14 protein-coding genes are annotated in these 15,883 nt (G+C 40.3%); 8 read left to right on the top strand and 6 right to left on the bottom strand.

All coding sequences use genetic code 11. The features are described 5' to 3' along the window. Positions 1 to 103 precede the first annotated feature (103 nt). Complete coding sequence (gene gap, locus RM552_RS04175) at positions 104 to 1,099, top strand: type I glyceraldehyde-3-phosphate dehydrogenase (RefSeq protein ID WP_311367523.1); 996 nt, start codon at positions 104 to 106, stop codon at positions 1,097 to 1,099. A 144-nt stretch (positions 1,100 to 1,243) separates the two neighbouring features. After that, complete coding sequence (locus RM552_RS04170; protein WP_311367522.1) at positions 1,244 to 2,131, top strand: D-hexose-6-phosphate mutarotase; 888 nt, start codon at positions 1,244 to 1,246, stop codon at positions 2,129 to 2,131. 6 nt (positions 2,132 to 2,137) lie between these two features. On the opposite strand, the gene RM552_RS04165 is transcribed toward RM552_RS04170, so the two are convergent. From RM552_RS04165 to zwf, 5 genes are read right to left on the bottom strand one after another with little or no spacing between them, the layout of a single operon-like run. Next, complete coding sequence (locus RM552_RS04165; protein ID WP_311367521.1) at positions 2,138 to 2,770, bottom strand: bifunctional 4-hydroxy-2-oxoglutarate aldolase/2-dehydro-3-deoxy-phosphogluconate aldolase; 633 nt, start codon at positions 2,768 to 2,770, stop codon at positions 2,138 to 2,140. Next, entirely contained in the window at positions 2,763 to 3,740 is a 978-nt protein-coding gene (gene glk, locus RM552_RS04160; protein ID WP_311367520.1) for a glucokinase, read from the bottom strand. Before glk ends, RM552_RS04165 begins: the two co-directional genes overlap by 8 nt. A gap of 1 nt (position 3,741) precedes the next feature. Continuing rightward, positions 3,742 to 5,583, bottom strand: a complete 1,842-nt coding sequence (edd, locus tag RM552_RS04155; RefSeq protein ID WP_311367519.1) for a phosphogluconate dehydratase — start codon at positions 5,581 to 5,583, stop codon at positions 3,742 to 3,744. A 14-nt stretch (positions 5,584 to 5,597) separates the two neighbouring features. After that, a complete protein-coding gene (pgl, locus tag RM552_RS04150) occupies positions 5,598 to 6,290 on the bottom strand; it encodes a 6-phosphogluconolactonase (RefSeq protein WP_311367518.1) in 693 nt (230 codons plus the stop codon). Positions 6,291 to 6,295: 5 nt separating this feature from the next. Further along, positions 6,296 to 7,792, bottom strand: coding sequence for a glucose-6-phosphate dehydrogenase (gene zwf, locus RM552_RS04145; RefSeq protein WP_311367517.1), 1,497 nt, complete (start codon positions 7,790 to 7,792; stop codon positions 6,296 to 6,298). A gap of 406 nt (positions 7,793 to 8,198) precedes the next feature. On the opposite strand from zwf, the gene RM552_RS04140 reads away from it, so the two are divergent. The 3 genes from RM552_RS04140 (at position 8,199) to RM552_RS04130 (ending at position 11,962) form a co-directional block, all read left to right on the top strand. Further along, complete coding sequence (locus tag RM552_RS04140; protein ID WP_311367516.1) at positions 8,199 to 9,050, top strand: MurR/RpiR family transcriptional regulator; 852 nt, start codon at positions 8,199 to 8,201, stop codon at positions 9,048 to 9,050. A gap of 32 nt (positions 9,051 to 9,082) precedes the next feature. Next, positions 9,083 to 10,519, top strand: a complete 1,437-nt coding sequence (gene pyk, locus RM552_RS04135; RefSeq protein ID WP_311367515.1) for a pyruvate kinase — start codon at positions 9,083 to 9,085, stop codon at positions 10,517 to 10,519. A 249-nt stretch (positions 10,520 to 10,768) separates the two neighbouring features. Next, positions 10,769 to 11,962 (top strand): saccharopine dehydrogenase family protein, encoded by a 1,194-nt coding sequence (locus RM552_RS04130; RefSeq protein WP_311367514.1) that lies wholly within the window; start codon positions 10,769 to 10,771, stop codon positions 11,960 to 11,962. A gap of 30 nt (positions 11,963 to 11,992) precedes the next feature. Here RM552_RS04130 and RM552_RS04125 read toward each other — a convergent pair whose 3' ends face one another. Next, positions 11,993 to 12,544, bottom strand: coding sequence for an NAD(P)H nitroreductase (locus RM552_RS04125; protein ID WP_311367513.1), 552 nt, complete (start codon positions 12,542 to 12,544; stop codon positions 11,993 to 11,995). 261 nt (positions 12,545 to 12,805) lie between these two features. Here RM552_RS04125 and sppA point away from each other — a divergent pair, with 261 nt between their 5' ends. The 3 genes from sppA (at position 12,806) to RM552_RS04110 (ending at position 15,883) form a co-directional block, all read left to right on the top strand. Continuing rightward, on the top strand, positions 12,806 to 14,674 hold the full coding sequence (sppA, locus tag RM552_RS04120; protein WP_311367512.1) for a signal peptide peptidase SppA: 1,869 nt from the start codon (positions 12,806 to 12,808) through the stop codon (positions 14,672 to 14,674). A gap of 89 nt (positions 14,675 to 14,763) precedes the next feature. Further along, on the top strand, positions 14,764 to 15,369 hold the full coding sequence (locus RM552_RS04115) for an acyl carrier protein phosphodiesterase (protein ID WP_311367511.1): 606 nt from the start codon (positions 14,764 to 14,766) through the stop codon (positions 15,367 to 15,369). Then, positions 15,356 to 15,883, top strand: a complete 528-nt coding sequence (locus RM552_RS04110; RefSeq protein WP_311367510.1) for a SprT family zinc-dependent metalloprotease — start codon at positions 15,356 to 15,358, stop codon at positions 15,881 to 15,883. The genes RM552_RS04115 and RM552_RS04110 overlap by 14 nt, the downstream gene beginning before the upstream one ends.

The following is a 15,883-nucleotide window of genomic DNA, read 5'->3' as shown; positions in this document are numbered from 1 at the left end:
ATAATATTTTTTTGCTTTACAGTAAAATATTGTGCATAATTTTCGTAATTTAATTACATCTTATTAATATATAACTTTTGTATTAACAGAATTTGAGGGCAATATGGCTATAAAACTTGGTATAAACGGCTTTGGACGTATCGGCAGATTGGTTATGCGTGCTGCTTGTGAAAGAGATGATGTTGAAGTTGTTGCGATTAACGATCTATTAGATATTGATTATATCGCTTACATGCTGAAATACGATTCGACTCACGGCCGTTTTAATGGATCCGTAGATATTGTTGACGGCAATCTTATAGTAAATGGCAATACCGTTCGTGTTAGTAGCGAACGCAATCCTGCAGACTTAGCTTGGGACGCAGTAAATGTGGATGTAGTAATAGAATCCACTGGTTTATTCTTAACGACAGATACTGCCAAAGCTCACCTTCAGGCTGGCGCTAAAAAGGTTGTTCTGTCTGCCCCAAGTAAAGACGATACACCAATGTTTGTTATGGGTGTTAACCATGATAAATACGCTGGAGAAGCCATCGTTTCAAATGCGTCATGCACAACCAATTGTTTAGCACCTATTGCGAAAGTCCTTCACGATAACTTTGGCATTGTAGATGGCCTAATGACAACGGTCCATGCTACCACCGCTACTCAAAAAACAGTAGACGGGCCATCTCAAAAAGACTGGCGTGGTGGTCGAGGCGCGTTACAAAATATCATTCCGTCGTCTACAGGCGCCGCAAAAGCAGTTGGTAAGGTTATCCCTGACTTAAACGGCAAGTTAACCGGCATGGCTTTCAGAGTGCCAACGGCTGACGTTTCCGTAGTAGACCTCACTGTTAACTTGGCAACAGCAGCCAGTTATGAAGAAATTTGTGCTAGCATGAAATCAGCGTCAGAAAATGAATTACAAGGTGTGCTTGGATACACTGAAGATGCAGTAGTGAGCAATGATTTTATTGGTGCCTCTGAGTCATCAGTGTTCGATGCGGATGCTGGTATTGCGCTAACCGGTAACTTTGTTAAAGTGGTGTCTTGGTATGACAATGAAATGGGGTATTCACTAAGAGTGCTTGACTTGGTTGCCCATATTAGTCAATAACTCATTGTTAGCTAGCTAAAATTAAAGACAATAATATTCGAAAAAGTAATCGGCCGCTAACAGAGCGGCCTTTTTTGTTTACGCTACTAACCTTAGCTATGCTAGGCTGATGAATCATTATTTAGAACGACTATGAGGTTATGAATGGCAACAGTTGATTTACAGCAAACCAGTTCGCTTACGCTGGAGTCCGGTGAACAAGGAAACGTACTCAATATCGATAACGATAATGCTTCAGCGCGCATTAGTTTATTTGGTGGTCATTTATTATCGTATATTAATAAAAAGGACAACAGGCAAAGATTATGGTTGAGTGACGAGGCAATCTTTGATAACCAAACCCCAATAAGAGGGGGCGTTCCCATTTGTTGGCCCTGGTTTGGCGAGGCAAGCACATCATTACCAGACAATAGCCCTAGCCATGGCTTTTTACGCACACAAACTTGGCAAGTAGAACATGCAGAAGACGTTGTTAGTCAAAACAAAGTACGAGAAACGAAGATAATACTCGTCCCAAGTCAGATGAATAATGTTGGCTTTAACACAAACCTTAATGTCCGTTTATTAATCAAGGTTGGCGATTCTTTGATCATCCATTTAGAAACCACTAACCTAAGCGAAAATCCAATAGAGCTAAGCCAAGCCTTGCATACTTACTTATCTATTTCTGATATTTCGAATATAGTGATTGATGGGGTAACCGGCAGCTACTTAGATAAACTCACCGGAATATCTATGCCAAAAACTCCACATCCTTATTTAATAGACGCTGAAGTTGACCGTATCCATTCGCATGTACAAGAGAATAAAGTGATGGTCATAGACAAAGAAACAAATGAACCCTTGGCTCAAGTTTCGCAGCGAGGGCATGATAGTCTCGTCATTTGGAACCCTTGGATTGAAAAAAGCGCTCGTATGAAAGACATGAGTAAAGAGGGATTCAAAACAATGTTATGCATCGAAGCCGCCAATACTGACGGCTTACAAATTGGGCCGAAGGAAACGCATATTCTTGAGCAAATTATCTATTAGAAGTGTTTAAAGACGAATAGCTTCATTGGCCAAGTCTGTCAATACTTTCCAGTCTTTGTTCTCAATTGCTTCGTTTGGTGCTAGCCATGAACCGCCTACGCAACGTACGTTTGGCAGCGCCAAATATTCCTTATAATTGCTCAAACTTATACCGCCTGTTGGGCAAAATACTGTATTTGGGAATGGCCCACCAATAGATTTAAGTGTCTTTGTGCCTCCAGCCGCCTCAGCTGGAAAAAATTTAAGATGATCATAACCTGCATCATTTGCTTTCATTAAATCCGATATGTTAGATATACCGGGGATAAGTGGAATAGTGCCTTCCTTTCCTGCCGCCAATAAATCTGCCGTCAAGCCTGGGCTGATAGCGAATTTAGCACCAGCGTCAGTTACCAATTTAAGTTGCTCTCTATTGGTTACAGTACCTGCTCCAATGTATGCTTCTGGAATGTTGTCTGCAATTTTTTGAATAATTTCAATAGCAGATTGAGTACGTAGGGTTACTTCTAACACGCTAATACCACCTTCTAAAAGCGCTTCGGCAATAGGTATTGCATCCTCTACATTTTCAATGACCAGCACAGGCACAACAGGGCCTTGACTGAATACTTCTGCAGAACTTATTTTCCAATTATTCATCGATATTACTTCTCTGTGTATGTTGTGTAAGATAAGCCAAGGCACCAAGAAGACCATGGTCCGGCTCTTTAATTAAATAGGTAGGTATATCCTTTACATAATGAGCAAAATCACCTTTTGCTTCAAAATACTGTCTAAAATCACTTTGTAAGAAAAACTCACCTAATTTACTTGTAACACCGCCGCCAATAAATACGCCACCAGAGGTGCATAAATTGAGTGCTAGATTACCAGCAAAACTTCCCATTACTCGACAAAATTGAGTAATGGCTAAACGCGCCATCGCATCACTGTTAGCTAATCCAGCTTTAGTTATATGCGAAGGTTCTTCAAAACTTAAGGTTTGCTTATGATGCAAGCACAACGCTCTATATATATTTACAATACCTCTACCTGACAGCACTTCTTCAGCAGATGCCCTACCAAATGTTTTATGCAAATATTGCCATATAATGATGTCATTTTTATCGTTAGGGGCAAAATCTACATGACCACCTTCACCATCTAATGTTTGCCAGCCAAGGCCAGTCCAGGTGAGATGTTCAACACCCAAACCAGTACCCGGACCAAACACAGCGATATTGCCATTCTCCTTGGCACTACCTGCACCAATTTGAATAACTTGATTGTGATTTAGTGTTGGTAGCGAATGCGCCACTGCGGTAAAGTCATTAATGACAAACAATTGCTCCAACGCTAACTCAGACTTCAACGCCTTTTTAGAAAACACCCACGAATGGTTTGTCATTTTTACTATGTCATTGTTAACCGGACACGCTATCGCAATACAACCAGCGGTAAAGCTACCCGTTATGGTTTGTTTCTGAAAATGATTAATCGCATCAACTATAGTTTCAAATTCTGTACAGAGATATTTTTCAATTTTCGAAATTCGACCATTCTCAATTAACGCTAGTCTGATATTTGTGCCGCCAACATCGGCAACAAACCTTGGTCCTGCGGTTAACATGCTACAAGGCTCCCTGATCTAATCGGTCTTGTTCGACAAATAAAGAACAAGCACCCTGCTCAGAACCTGTAAGTGTTGACCGCATACCAGCAAACAATTCTCTGCCCATACCTTGATGACTGGCTGTCAGATTCAAAGAAGCGTTTTCACGTGCGTCTAATTCAGCCTCTTCAACGAGCAAGGTGATATTACCAGTTGAGGTATCAATTTCTATTAGGTCGCCGTCTTGTACTTTGCTAATGAGGCCACCTTTAAATGCTTCGGGGGTCAAATGGATCGCGGCCGGCACTTTGCCTGATGCACCTGACATACGACCGTCTGTTACTAACGCAACCTTGTACCCTCTATCTTGCAATACACCCAGTGGAGGTGTTAGGCGATGAAGCTCTGGCATACCAATTGCCGCAGGGCCTTGAAATCTTACCACCACAATACAGTCTTTGTTTAATGCACCCGAACTAAAGGCATCATCCAGGGCATATTGATCATCAAAAACGACTGCAGGCGCGGTTAATTTGCATATTGGATTTCGCAAAGCAGACGTTTTCATGACTGCCCGGCCCAAGTTGCCGCACAAAACTGACAAACCTCCGTCAGATTTGAAGGGTTTTTTGATATCGGCAAAAACGTCAGTATCGAAAGAGCTTTGTGCACCCTCTTTCCAAACCAGTTCACCGTCTTCCAATTTAGGCTCTTGCATGTAACGTTCTAAGCCCTGTCCACAAATTGTATTGACATCATTATGCAAAAGACCTGCATCTAACAATTGTTTAAATAACAAGGCCATACCACCTGCTGCACTAAAGTGATTTATATCAGCTGAACCATTTGGATAAATGCGAGTGATAAGGGGCGTAGCTTTGGATAAATCGGCAAAATCATCCCAATTGATGATCAAACCTGCTGCTCTTGCGACTGCAACCAAGTGCATGGTGTGATTGGTAGAGCCTCCGGTTGCTAGCAAGGCAACAATTCCATTTACCATCGACTTAGCATCCACAATATGTCCAATTGGCATATAGTTGTCAGTGAGATCGGTCAAGCGAGTGACTTGTCGTGCTGCAGCATCCGTTAACGCGTCTCTCAGTTCAGTGCCCGGATTAACAAAGGAAGCGCCCGGTAAATGCAAACCCATTACTTCAACCACTAGCTGATTGCTATTGGCAGTGCCATAAAATGTGCAAGTACCCGCTGAGTGATATGACTGAGACTCCGCTTCTAACAACGCATCACGCCCCACTTTGCCTTCAGCGAATTGCTGTCGTATTCTTGCTTTTTCTTTGTTCGGTAAACCAGATGGCATTGGGCCAGCGGGCACAAAGATGGTGGGCAAATGGCCAAAACTCAAGCCACCTAAAAGCAAGCCAGGAACTATTTTATCGCAGATCCCCAGCATCAAGGTACCATCAAACATATTATGAGATAAACCTATCGCTGCGCCCATAGCAATATTGTCTCTGCTCATAAGACTGAGTTCCATACCAGCATTACCCTGAGTGACACCATCACACATCGCTGGGACACCGCCTGCAAACTGACCAACACTGCCAACTTGATTTAATGCCGTTTTTAACTTTTGAGGATAGTCTTCGTATGGTTGGTGAGCACTAAGCATGTCGTTATATGACGATACTATGGCTATGTTAGCTTTGGTCATACTGCGTAAATCAGATTTATCTTCTTTACCGCAAGCTGCAAAGCCGTGCGCCAAATTTCCACAAGACAACGCACCTCTGTGAGGTCCTTGACGTCTAGCTTCTTCTATTTTTTTTAAGTAAGCAGCACGCGAAACTTTGCTTCTTTGAATAATTCTATCGGTTACTTCTTGAATAATATTGTTCATTTTCTTGTCCTAAGCTAAGGCGCCCACATCAAACTCACTTGCGCTTCATCACAAACCGCTTTAATTGGCTTCTGTTTAGCATCGTAATTGGCTAGCGCGTCTTCCAACACTGCTAGTTTTTTGTCTCCAACAAGGTGTAAATAGATGTTTTTGGCCTTAATTATTTTGGCTAATGACATAGACATTCTTAAATGTGAAGCTGTTGTAGGTTGGGTAGCGATAGCACTAAGCTCTCTTTCTAGATCGAGCCCAGCATCAATCTGTTCACTACAAGGAAATAAAGAAGCGGTATGCCCGTCTTCTCCCATCCCCAAAACTAATACATCAAATTCGTCAGCAATGTCATCAATGCGCTGGCTTATTTCATTTTCTGCGTCATAGGGTGAATCATAATCTGCGGTTAGCGAGACAAATTTTGCTGCTGCCGCTTGTTCAACCAATAAATTTTCTTTCACAAGTTTTTCGTTACTGTCAGCATGTTGAGAATCCACCCATCTCTCATCAACTAAGGTCACTATAACATTGGTCCAATCAAAGCTTTTATTAGCTAATAAATCAAACAAAGGCTTGGGCGTCGAACCGCCGCTTACTGCCATTGTTGCCACCCCATTATCTTCAATACCACGTCGTAACTTTGCTAATATTTTATTGGCAAAAGAAGTATTCAAATTGTCGGCATTGGTATACTTATTGAACATTACAGACATTTTATTTACTTCCTTTTTCGTTTTATTTTGCTTTCGTACCAACTTCGTCCTTCTTTGGCTAATAACCCAATAGACGATACTGGCCCCCAAGTGCCAGATTGATAGGTTTCAGGGGCTTCATTACTGTGTTTCCAAGCATCAATAATTGAATCCGCCCAACGCCACGCTTGTTCAACTTCATCACGTCTGACAAATAATGCCTGATTACCCTGCATAACTTCTAAGAGCAACTTTTCGTATGCATCTGCAATACGTGAATCTGCAAATTCCTCAGAAAAACTTAAATCCAACTGGCTTTTTTGAAGATCCATCGATCCCATACTCGCGATACCAGGGACTTTATTCATAACAGTTACTTCAACACCTTCATCAGGTTGTAGCCTAATGACTAACTTATTCGGTGGTAAAGTCGAAAAACTATCTGAAAACAAATTATGTGGTTGACGTTTGAAATAGATGACTATTTCACTTACTTTGGCTGGAAGGCGTTTACCGGTACGCAAATAAAATGGTACTCCTGCCCATCGCCAATTGTCGATTTCTGCTTTTATGGCAACAAAGGTTTCTGTGGCACTTTTTTGATTAGCATCCGGCTCGTCGAGATAACCGGGTACTTCTTTACCAGCCACAAATCCAGTACCGTATTGGCCACGAACAGTTTTGTCATTAATATTTGAACTGTTAATGGGCCTTAGCGCCTTGAGCACTTTCAGTTTTTCATCCCGAATACTATCTGCATCCAGAGTCGCTGGAGGTTCCATCGCAATTAAAGTCAATATTTGTAAGAGATGGTTTTGTACCATATCTCTCATCTGGCCAGCATCATCAAAATAGCCCCAGCGCCCTTCAATACCAACGGATTCAGCTACACTCACTTGGACATGATCGATACAATTATGATCCCAATTTGTAGCAAAAATGGAATTGGCAAAGCGTAACGCTATCAAATTAAGAACGGTCTCTTTACCCAAGTAATGATCAATACGATAAATTTGTTTCTCATCAAAAAATTCGGCGACTTGGTCGTTAATCACTATTGAAGAAGCCAAGTCATTACCAATCGGTTTTTCTAATACAACGCGCACGCTTTCATCGATAACACCAGCATGGTCCATTCCTTTGCATAAGGCGCCAAAAATTGATGGGGGAGTTGCAAAATAGCAAACCATGACACGACTCTTATCGACATGTGCGCAAAGTTTGCTGTAGTCCTCTGGTTCGGTCATGTCTATCTTGACGTAATCAACCCGAGCAATAAAACGTAACCAAGTTTCTTCACATACTGCTTCACCTAAAAAGCTTTCAAAATTTGTGCGAATCGTTTCCACATATTCGTCTTTTGACATTTCTCTTCTGGCAACGCCAATCACTTTACTGCCTTCATGTAACAGGTTTGCTTTATCTAATTGATAAAGTGAAGGTAGTAACTTCCTTCTTGCTAAGTCTCCCGCCGTTCCAAATAAAACGAAATCAATAGGTTCGTATTTTTTTTCAGCTACCATATGTTGCCTCAATTAAAGAACAAAATGTGCGGCAAATGTAAATAGAAATAGCCGCAACTTGTTAAGTAGAATAAGTACTTTTGCCGTAGTAAACTACAAATGTAGTAAAATTACAAATTAAATTAAATCATGAAAAGATACGAATTTAACAACATAGAAAAATCGCCAACTTATTCCGACTTTAAATTCATAATATTAACTATATATTTCAATGCTATAAATAACTAATGCATGAGTGAAAATTATGTTTTTAGCTATTAACCAGTATAAAAACAATCAAAATATTGTGATTCACTTTCAATATTTTTGTTGAAAAGTTACAAAATGAATGACAAAGAGATAATTTGCTTATATTATACATCTCAACACTTATGTAACATCTTGGCGATAAACTTAAGTATAACGCATGAATATATTAGAAAAAATTTCTCGTGAAATGACCGAATTCAGCAAATCTGAAAAGAAAGTCGCTGAAGTCATATTAGCAAATCCGCAATCCGCCATTCATTCTAGTATCGCGACCCTAGCCAAACTCTCAAATGTAAGTGAACCAACAGTTAATCGATTTTGCCGTCGTTTAGATACTAAGGGCTACCCTGATTTTAAACTTCACTTGGCACAAAGCCTTGCCAATGGGACTCCTTACGTAAACAGGCATGTGGATGAGTTTGATGGTCCAAACGAATATACAACAAAGATATTCGAATCAACAATGGCTGCGCTCGAGGTTGCTCGTCAGTCAGTCGATATCGCCATGGTAAATAGAGTGGTAGACTTGCTTACTCAGGCTAAAAAAATATCATTTTTTGGCTTAGGAGCGTCTGCTTCAGTCGCACACGATGCAGTCAACAAGTTTTTCCGATTTAATGTGCCGGTTATTTCATTTGAAGACATACTTATGCAACGAATGAGTTGTATGAACAGTGTTGAGGGTGATGTTGTAATTTTTATTTCCCATACAGGCCGAACCAAAAGCCTTGTTGATGTTGCACAAATTGCACGCTTAAACGATGCAACTGTCATAGGTATTACTTCAGCTGATACGCCTTTAGCCAAAGAATGTAATTATGTGCTGTCTTTAGCCGTGCCGGAAGACACAGATTTATACATGCCTATGGCGTCAAGGATTGCACAGTTGACCTTAATTGATGTGCTTGCAACTGGTTTTACCTTACGTAGGGGTAACAAATTCAGAGAGAACCTAAAACGCGTCAAGCAGACACTTAGAAGTTCTCGCTACATCAAACACGACCATTAATCTAATCATTTATTTAATATAGAGAGAATATAATGTCACGTAGAACAAAAATTCTAGCGACACTTGGACCCGCAACCGACACCTCAGAAATGATAGAAGCTATCGTCCGCGAAGGTGCAAACGTTGTTAGAATGAACTTTTCTCATGGTAGCGCTCAAGATCATATTGAACGAGCTCAACGTGTCAGAGATGTTGCTTCTAAATTGGGTGTTTATGTGGGTATATTAGGCGATTTACAAGGACCAAAAATTCGCGTATCCCGCTTTGTCGACGATTCAGTTATCTTAAAGAAAGGACAAGCATTTATTCTTGACGCTGAACTAGATAAAAACGCGGGTACCAGTGAAAGTGTAGGAATAGATTATAAAGCCTTGCCTGAAGACGTTTCTCAAGGTGATGTGTTGTTGCTAGATGATGGACGCATCCAACTACAAGTAGTCGAGGTTATTGGTAAGAAAGTCCATACTGTTGTTACAGTAGATGGAAAGTTGTCAAATAATAAAGGTATTAATCGTTTGGGTGGCGGTCTGTCTGCAGAAGCGCTTACAACAAAAGATAAAGAAGATATCAAAACAGCAGCTACCATTGGCGTTGACTATTTAGCTATCTCATTTCCTCGTTCTGGTGCTGATCTTGACTATGCTCGTAGCTTAGCTGAAGCGGCAGGATGCCATGCTAAAATCTGCGCAAAAGTAGAGCGAGCCGAGACAGTCGCAAGCGATGATGCAATCGACGATATTATTAGTGCCTCCGATGCGGTCATGGTTGCTCGTGGTGACTTAGGTGTTGAAATTGGTGATGCTGAACTTGTGGGTGTGCAGAAAAAACTGATCAGTCGCTCGAGACAGTTAAATAAAGTGGTCATCACCGCAACCCAAATGATGGAATCAATGATAGAGAGTCCTATGCCGACGAGAGCAGAGGTAATGGATGTGGCAAATGCTGTTTTAGACGGTACCGACGCGGTCATGCTCTCGGCTGAAACCGCTGCCGGTCAATATCCAGTAGAAACTGTTGCTGCCATGGCTAGAGTATGTGAAGGAGCAGAAACCCATCCAAGCATTAAAATTTCAAAACATCGTATTGATGAGGATTTTAATGACGTTAGTGAAACAACAGCTATGTCTGCAGTGTATGCTGCTAACCATCTACCCATGATCAAAGCAATAGTTGGTTTAACAGAAAGTGGCACTACACCTCGTTTGATGTCTAGAATAACCACTTCTTTACCAATAATCGCAATGTCACGTCACGAATCAACCCTAAATCAGATGGCATTGTTTCGAGGTGTAAGACCTGTCTATTTCGATTCATCAAGCAGCCAAACCGGCTATCTGACTCGAGATGTAATTGCTACATTGAAAAATTCGAAGATATTAAATGTAGGCGACTCATTTATTCTTACATATGGCGATCAGATGGAAACTGAAGGTGCGACTAACGTTTGTAAAATAGTGACCGTCTCCTAAATTATCTTGTGTTATTCCTGCCCAGGCAGGAATACCCTTATTCAATATTTGGGGTAAAACACGTAAAGCAAAAAATAGTGAAAACTACAAACAAGCGTGTATGTGTATTAAATACTCGCTGTTTTTGGTCTTTGCTTTTGTCATATTAATAAGCATGTATCAGTCAAAAAAATTATCTTTTCGCCAAATCTCGATTACCCTTAATAGACTATTAATTTTAGCGTAAGCAAAATAAAGGAAAACTTAATCATGGCGAACGAAAAATATGACCTCATAGTGTTTGGAAGTACTGGGTTTACCGGCCGGCTTGTGGCTGAATACTTGCAAAAGCAATATGGCGAAGGCGGTCCTTCTGCTTCCGATAATATTAAATGGGCGATGGCGGGTAGAAGCGCAGAAAAACTTGAACAAGTTAGAGACGAAATGGGCATTAGCCAGGATATTGATCTTTTAGTCGCCGATAGTGATGACCAATCCAGCTTAGATTCATTAGTGGATAGCGCAAAAGTAGTTTTAACAACGGTAGGGCCATATCAATTATATGGCGAAAAACTATTAGCCACCGTGGTTAAGTTGGGCAAATCTTATGTCGATTTATGTGGAGAACCGGCATGGATGCATCAAATGATTGCCAAATACCAAGCTGAAGCTAAAACAAATAACGCTCATATCGTTTTTTCATGCGGTTTTGATTCGGTGCCATTTGATCTTGGCGTTTATTTTTTGCAGCAAGCCGTTATTCAAGAAACAGCAGCGCCGCTTGATTATGTAAAAGGCCGAGTTAGGAAAATGCAAGGAACATTCTCTGGTGGCACTGCAGCAAGCTTAAAAGCAACGATGGTTGCCGCAAAACAAGACAAAGCAATTATGCATGCGCTTATAAACCCCTATTCATTAGCCACGTCGGAAGTTTTAAGTGAGCAACCTAGGGGCGACAAACCTCATTTTGATGAAAAGCTAGGGTCTTGGGCTGCACCATTTATTATGGCTGCCATCAATACAAAAAATGTTCATCGCTCAAATTTCTTATTAAATTATGCATATGGTAAAACGTTCAAATACGATGAGATGATGTTAACGGGGCCAGGAGACAAAGGAGAAGCAATTGCAAACCATGTCGCTAACGATAAATCCTTAGGTGGCGAAGGTGGTCCAAAGCCAGGCGAAGGACCAAGCAAAGAAGAGCGTGAAAACGGATTTTATGATGTATTGTTTATTGGAGAACACGCTAATGGTAAAACTTATGCCGCAAGCGTGGCAGGTTATCTTGACCCGGGTTATGGCTCAACCTCAAAAATGATTACAGAGAGTGCTATTTGTTTAGCTGAAAAAAAGGAAAGTCTAAGTGGTGGTTTTTACACTAGCGCACCGGCTCTAGGCGAAGCGCTTATTGAGCGTTTGCAAAAAAATGCTGGTTTAGTGTTTAAAATAGAGCAAGCTTAATTTCTTTTATTTAGTCATTTACAACGAATACTACGTCCAATATTGTACAAAACTGTCAGCCTCTCGAGGTTGACGTTTTGTCGCTTTTAAGGGCGTCGTTCCCAAATACAAAAAACCTAAGATTTCGTCATTTTGCTTACACCCAAGTGACTGTTTAACATGCTCGTCAGTTGCATACCAACCAGTACGCCAAATACCTTGAAATCCTTGCGCTAATGCTGCCATCTGCATAGCTTGTACTGCGCAAGCGGTCGATGCCACCTGCTCAACTCTGGGCACTTTTTCATGTTCTTTATAATCACAAATAGCCACAATCACCATCGGCGCTCTAAGAGGCAATAAAGGTGCCCTTTCAATACTAGCCTCCGGTGCTCCTTTAGCTAATGCTGCAGCTTCAAAGCAGCTCCCTAATTTCTCTAAACCTTGCTCAGTACAAACAATAAAACGCCATGGTGACAAACAATGATGATCGGGTGCACAAAAACCAGCTTGCAATATATTATCAAGCTCATTCCCCTTCGGTGCAGGAGCGGTTAGTCTGGGTTGTGACCGTCTATTAAGTAATAAGTCTAATGCTTCCATTATGTCCTCTGTGTAGATGATAAGTGACGTTTATCAAATATTGCCTGCTGACAAAGCGCTGTTACCATGCCTATAATTAAATTATACTCAGATAAGTTGATATATTGCACAATATTTAAGTCTTATTTTGCGTTTGTATTTATATCGACCATTAAGCTTATATTACAGGTAACAACTGTTTACAATTTAAATCTGTCTTCTGTAAGCAGCATTTAATACACTACTGTGAAGGTAGTTGTATATTTTTAAAAGGACAAATTAATGTCAGAAAAACGTAGTTTTACTAAATCCTTATTCGTTGGAATTTGGAACACACTAAATTTTAGTCGTCGCTTAGTGCTTAATATTCTCTTTGTGATAATCGTACTTTTTATTATTATCGGTATAGCAAACTCAGGCTCAGACAAACCTAAAGTTTCAGCAGATAGCGCCTTGATTCTTAATTTGAGCGGTAATATTGTTATTCAAAAAACATGGGTTGACCCTACCGAAAAATTTGTACAAGAAGCATTAGGACAAGGCGGTGATGCCCCAGAAATACTGCTTAAAGAGCTGATTGACGTAATTGAAAATGCTGCCGAAGATGACCGAATCAAAGCTTTAGTACTCAAATTAGATCGCTTTGGCGGTGGTGGCATGGACAAGCTGAAAATGGTTGGTGAAGCACTTGAAGTGTTTAAAGCAACAGAAAAGCCGGTTTACGCGATAGGCGATTATTACGGCCGTTCTCAGTATTATTTAGCCTCACATGCAGACAATGTGTACATTCATCCTATGGGTGCGATGCTAATGGAAGGTTATACCCGCTACGGTACTTACTTCAAAGAAGCCTTAGAAAAATTAAAGGTGTCTACTCATGTATTCAAAGTAGGCAAATTTAAATCGGCTGTCGAACCTTATCTACGTAATGATATGTCAGACGAAGCAAAATTAGCCAATGAAGCATGGTTAACTGAATTATGGAGCATGTTCAAGAATGATGTTTCAGGCTCCCGTGAATTTGGCACAGATAACTTTGACGAAAACTTTGATGCTCTGCTTGAGAAGTTCAGTGCAGTAGAAGGCGATTTTGGCCAATATGCACTTACCAACAATTGGGTAGACGGCCTCCGCACTAGAGCTGAATTTAAGTCAGAAATGATTGAGCTTTTAGGTCAAGGTGAAGATGATAATTCATACAATAGTGTCAGTTATAATAGCTATTTAAAAATGATTACGCCTGATTTCACATTACCAAACACCGATTTAAACCAAATCGCCGTTATTGTCGCTAAAGGCACGATTTTAGATGGCAAGCAAGATCCTGGAACAATTGGTGGTGATAGCACAGCGGCTTTACTTCGCAAAGCCCGTTTAGACGACAATGTAAAAGCAGTTGTGTTACAAGTCGATTCAGGTGGTGGTAGCGCCTTCGCATCAGAAGTAATAAGACAAGAAGTTGAATTAATCAAAGAGGCGGGGAAACCAGTAATTGCCTCAATGGCATCAGTAGCAGCCTCTGGTGGCTATTGGATATCTGCCAGCGCCGATAAGATATTTGCAGAGCCAAGCACAATAACGGGTTCTATCGGTATATTTGGTATGTTCATGACATATGAAAACTCATTAGCTTACTTAGGCGTGAATACTGACGGCATTAGTACAAGTGAATTAAACGGCATTGACCCAATGCGAGAGCTTTCTGAAGGTTATAAATCACTGATTCAAATGAATATCGAACGAGGATATAAGCGCTTTATCACACTAGTGGCAGATGAACGTGGAATGACACTAGAAGAAGTTGACGAAATCGCACAAGGCAGAGTTTGGGTTGGCACACAAGCATTAGAATTGGGTTTAGTTGACGAACTTGGTGGACTAGAAGAAGCTGTTGCAGCAGCAGCCGATATGGCCGAACTTGAAGATTACTCAATGACCTATATAGAGCGTCAAATGACCGAAGAAGAGAAAATGTGGGCTAATTTACTTAATAATGTGAGTACAGTAGTTGGTAAACTAAATATTGATATAGAGCCGAGCCCTATTCAAAAGTTAGCTAACACTTTTAATCAAGAGGCTAAGATACTCACTTCTTTAAATGACCCCATGGCGTCGTATGTACTTTGTTTAGAATGCACCATGGTTGAATAACTACTAAACTTAAGCTGTTGCTAAAAACCCAGACCATACTTAAAGTCTGGGTTTTTTATTGGTATAACCTAACCATTATTGAGTAATAAATGAATTACCTTGCCCATATTTGTTTAGCTAAAATGACCGAAACTGATTTAGTTGGCAATTTTATGGGTGATTTTGTTAAAGGAAGCGAATTGGACAGATTTGACACTCCAATACAACATGGTATTCATTTACATCGTAAAATTGACGTATTCACTGATCAATACTACAAAGAAACCCACATTAGTACACACTTTCCTTTGCATTTACGTCGAACTTCATATCTTTGCTTGGATGTTTATTTTGATTACTTATTAATTAAACATTGGGAACAATTTTCGAATTTACCATTAAATACTTTGTTAGATGAATTTTACGACAGCCTTGCCACTTTTGAGCAGCCGCTCGAAAATCGATTTGATAAGGTTAGACAAAGCTTGCTAAGCCGCAGGTGGTTGAAAAGTTATGCCTCTATAGACACCATCAAAAATGTACTTATCCATATTGAAAATAGATTCAGTCGTCCTTTACTATTTGCTGTGGAAAGTGTGGATATAATGCATAGAAACCCTCAAGTTGAACGCACATTCTTGACATTTTTCCCTTTGTTAATCCACCACACGCAGCGTCAAGCCTTAAGTATTACATCCAGCAATGACAGCATGTAAAGCACCTGAAGCTTTGATATCTTTGGCTCAAAAAAGATTGAAAATACTATTTAAACATGCACAAGAAGCATTGCTTAGTGAGCACAACGCTCTCTTATGTGCAGAGTTAAAAATACCCAGAATTGAGCTTGGGCAAAGAGGAAAAGTTGCCGGTAGCGCACATTTACAACATAATTTGATAAAGCTAAACACCTTATTGTTTGAGCAGAATAAGCAGTATTTCTTAGATGAAGTCATTGCGCATGAACTAGCTCATATTTTAGTTTATCAGTTATACGGCCCTACAAAACCACATGGGAAAGAATGGCAACATATAATGCGTTCAGTATTTGAGAGAATACCTCACACTAAACACGGCTTGGATATCTCTAATATAGGAATTAAACAAGTCGCATATAAATGCGGTTGCGATACGGTCTATTTATCAATGACAAGACACAATAAAATCATTAAAGGGAAACAACAATATGTGTGCAAAAAGTGTCGTCAAACACTAAGGCAGTCAAGTGAATAA

Source organism: Glaciecola petra (assembly GCF_031846345.1).
GTDB classification, from domain to species: Bacteria; Pseudomonadota; Gammaproteobacteria; order Enterobacterales; family Alteromonadaceae; genus Glaciecola; species Glaciecola petra.
Note: the sequence above shows the minus strand (reverse complement) of the source record. Positions and strands in the feature narration are given on the sequence as shown.

Bases quoted from the DNA above. Each gene is read 5' to 3' on its own strand.
- zwf (WP_311367517.1), bottom strand. From the start codon at position 7,792: ATGGTAGCTGAAAAAAAATACGAACCTATTGATTTCGTTTTATTTGGA.
- pgl (WP_311367518.1), bottom strand. From the start codon at position 6,290: ATGTCTGTAATGTTCAATAAGTATACCAATGCCGACAATTTGAATACT.
- gap (WP_311367523.1), top strand. From the start codon at position 104: ATGGCTATAAAACTTGGTATAAACGGCTTTGGACGTATCGGCAGATTG.
- RM552_RS04140 (WP_311367516.1), top strand. From the start codon at position 8,199: ATGAATATATTAGAAAAAATTTCTCGTGAAATGACCGAATTCAGCAAA.
- RM552_RS04170 (WP_311367522.1), top strand. From the start codon at position 1,244: ATGGCAACAGTTGATTTACAGCAAACCAGTTCGCTTACGCTGGAGTCC.
- glk (WP_311367520.1), bottom strand. From the start codon at position 3,740: ATGTTAACCGCAGGACCAAGGTTTGTTGCCGATGTTGGCGGCACAAAT.
- pyk (WP_311367515.1), top strand. From the start codon at position 9,083: ATGTCACGTAGAACAAAAATTCTAGCGACACTTGGACCCGCAACCGAC.
- RM552_RS04125 (WP_311367513.1), bottom strand. From the start codon at position 12,544: ATGGAAGCATTAGACTTATTACTTAATAGACGGTCACAACCCAGACTA.
- RM552_RS04130 (WP_311367514.1), top strand. From the start codon at position 10,769: ATGGCGAACGAAAAATATGACCTCATAGTGTTTGGAAGTACTGGGTTT.
- RM552_RS04165 (WP_311367521.1), bottom strand. From the start codon at position 2,770: ATGAATAATTGGAAAATAAGTTCTGCAGAAGTATTCAGTCAAGGCCCT.
- sppA (WP_311367512.1), top strand. From the start codon at position 12,806: ATGTCAGAAAAACGTAGTTTTACTAAATCCTTATTCGTTGGAATTTGG.
- RM552_RS04115 (WP_311367511.1), top strand. From the start codon at position 14,764: ATGAATTACCTTGCCCATATTTGTTTAGCTAAAATGACCGAAACTGAT.
- edd (WP_311367519.1), bottom strand. From the start codon at position 5,583: ATGAACAATATTATTCAAGAAGTAACCGATAGAATTATTCAAAGAAGC.
- RM552_RS04110 (WP_311367510.1), top strand. From the start codon at position 15,356: ATGACAGCATGTAAAGCACCTGAAGCTTTGATATCTTTGGCTCAAAAA.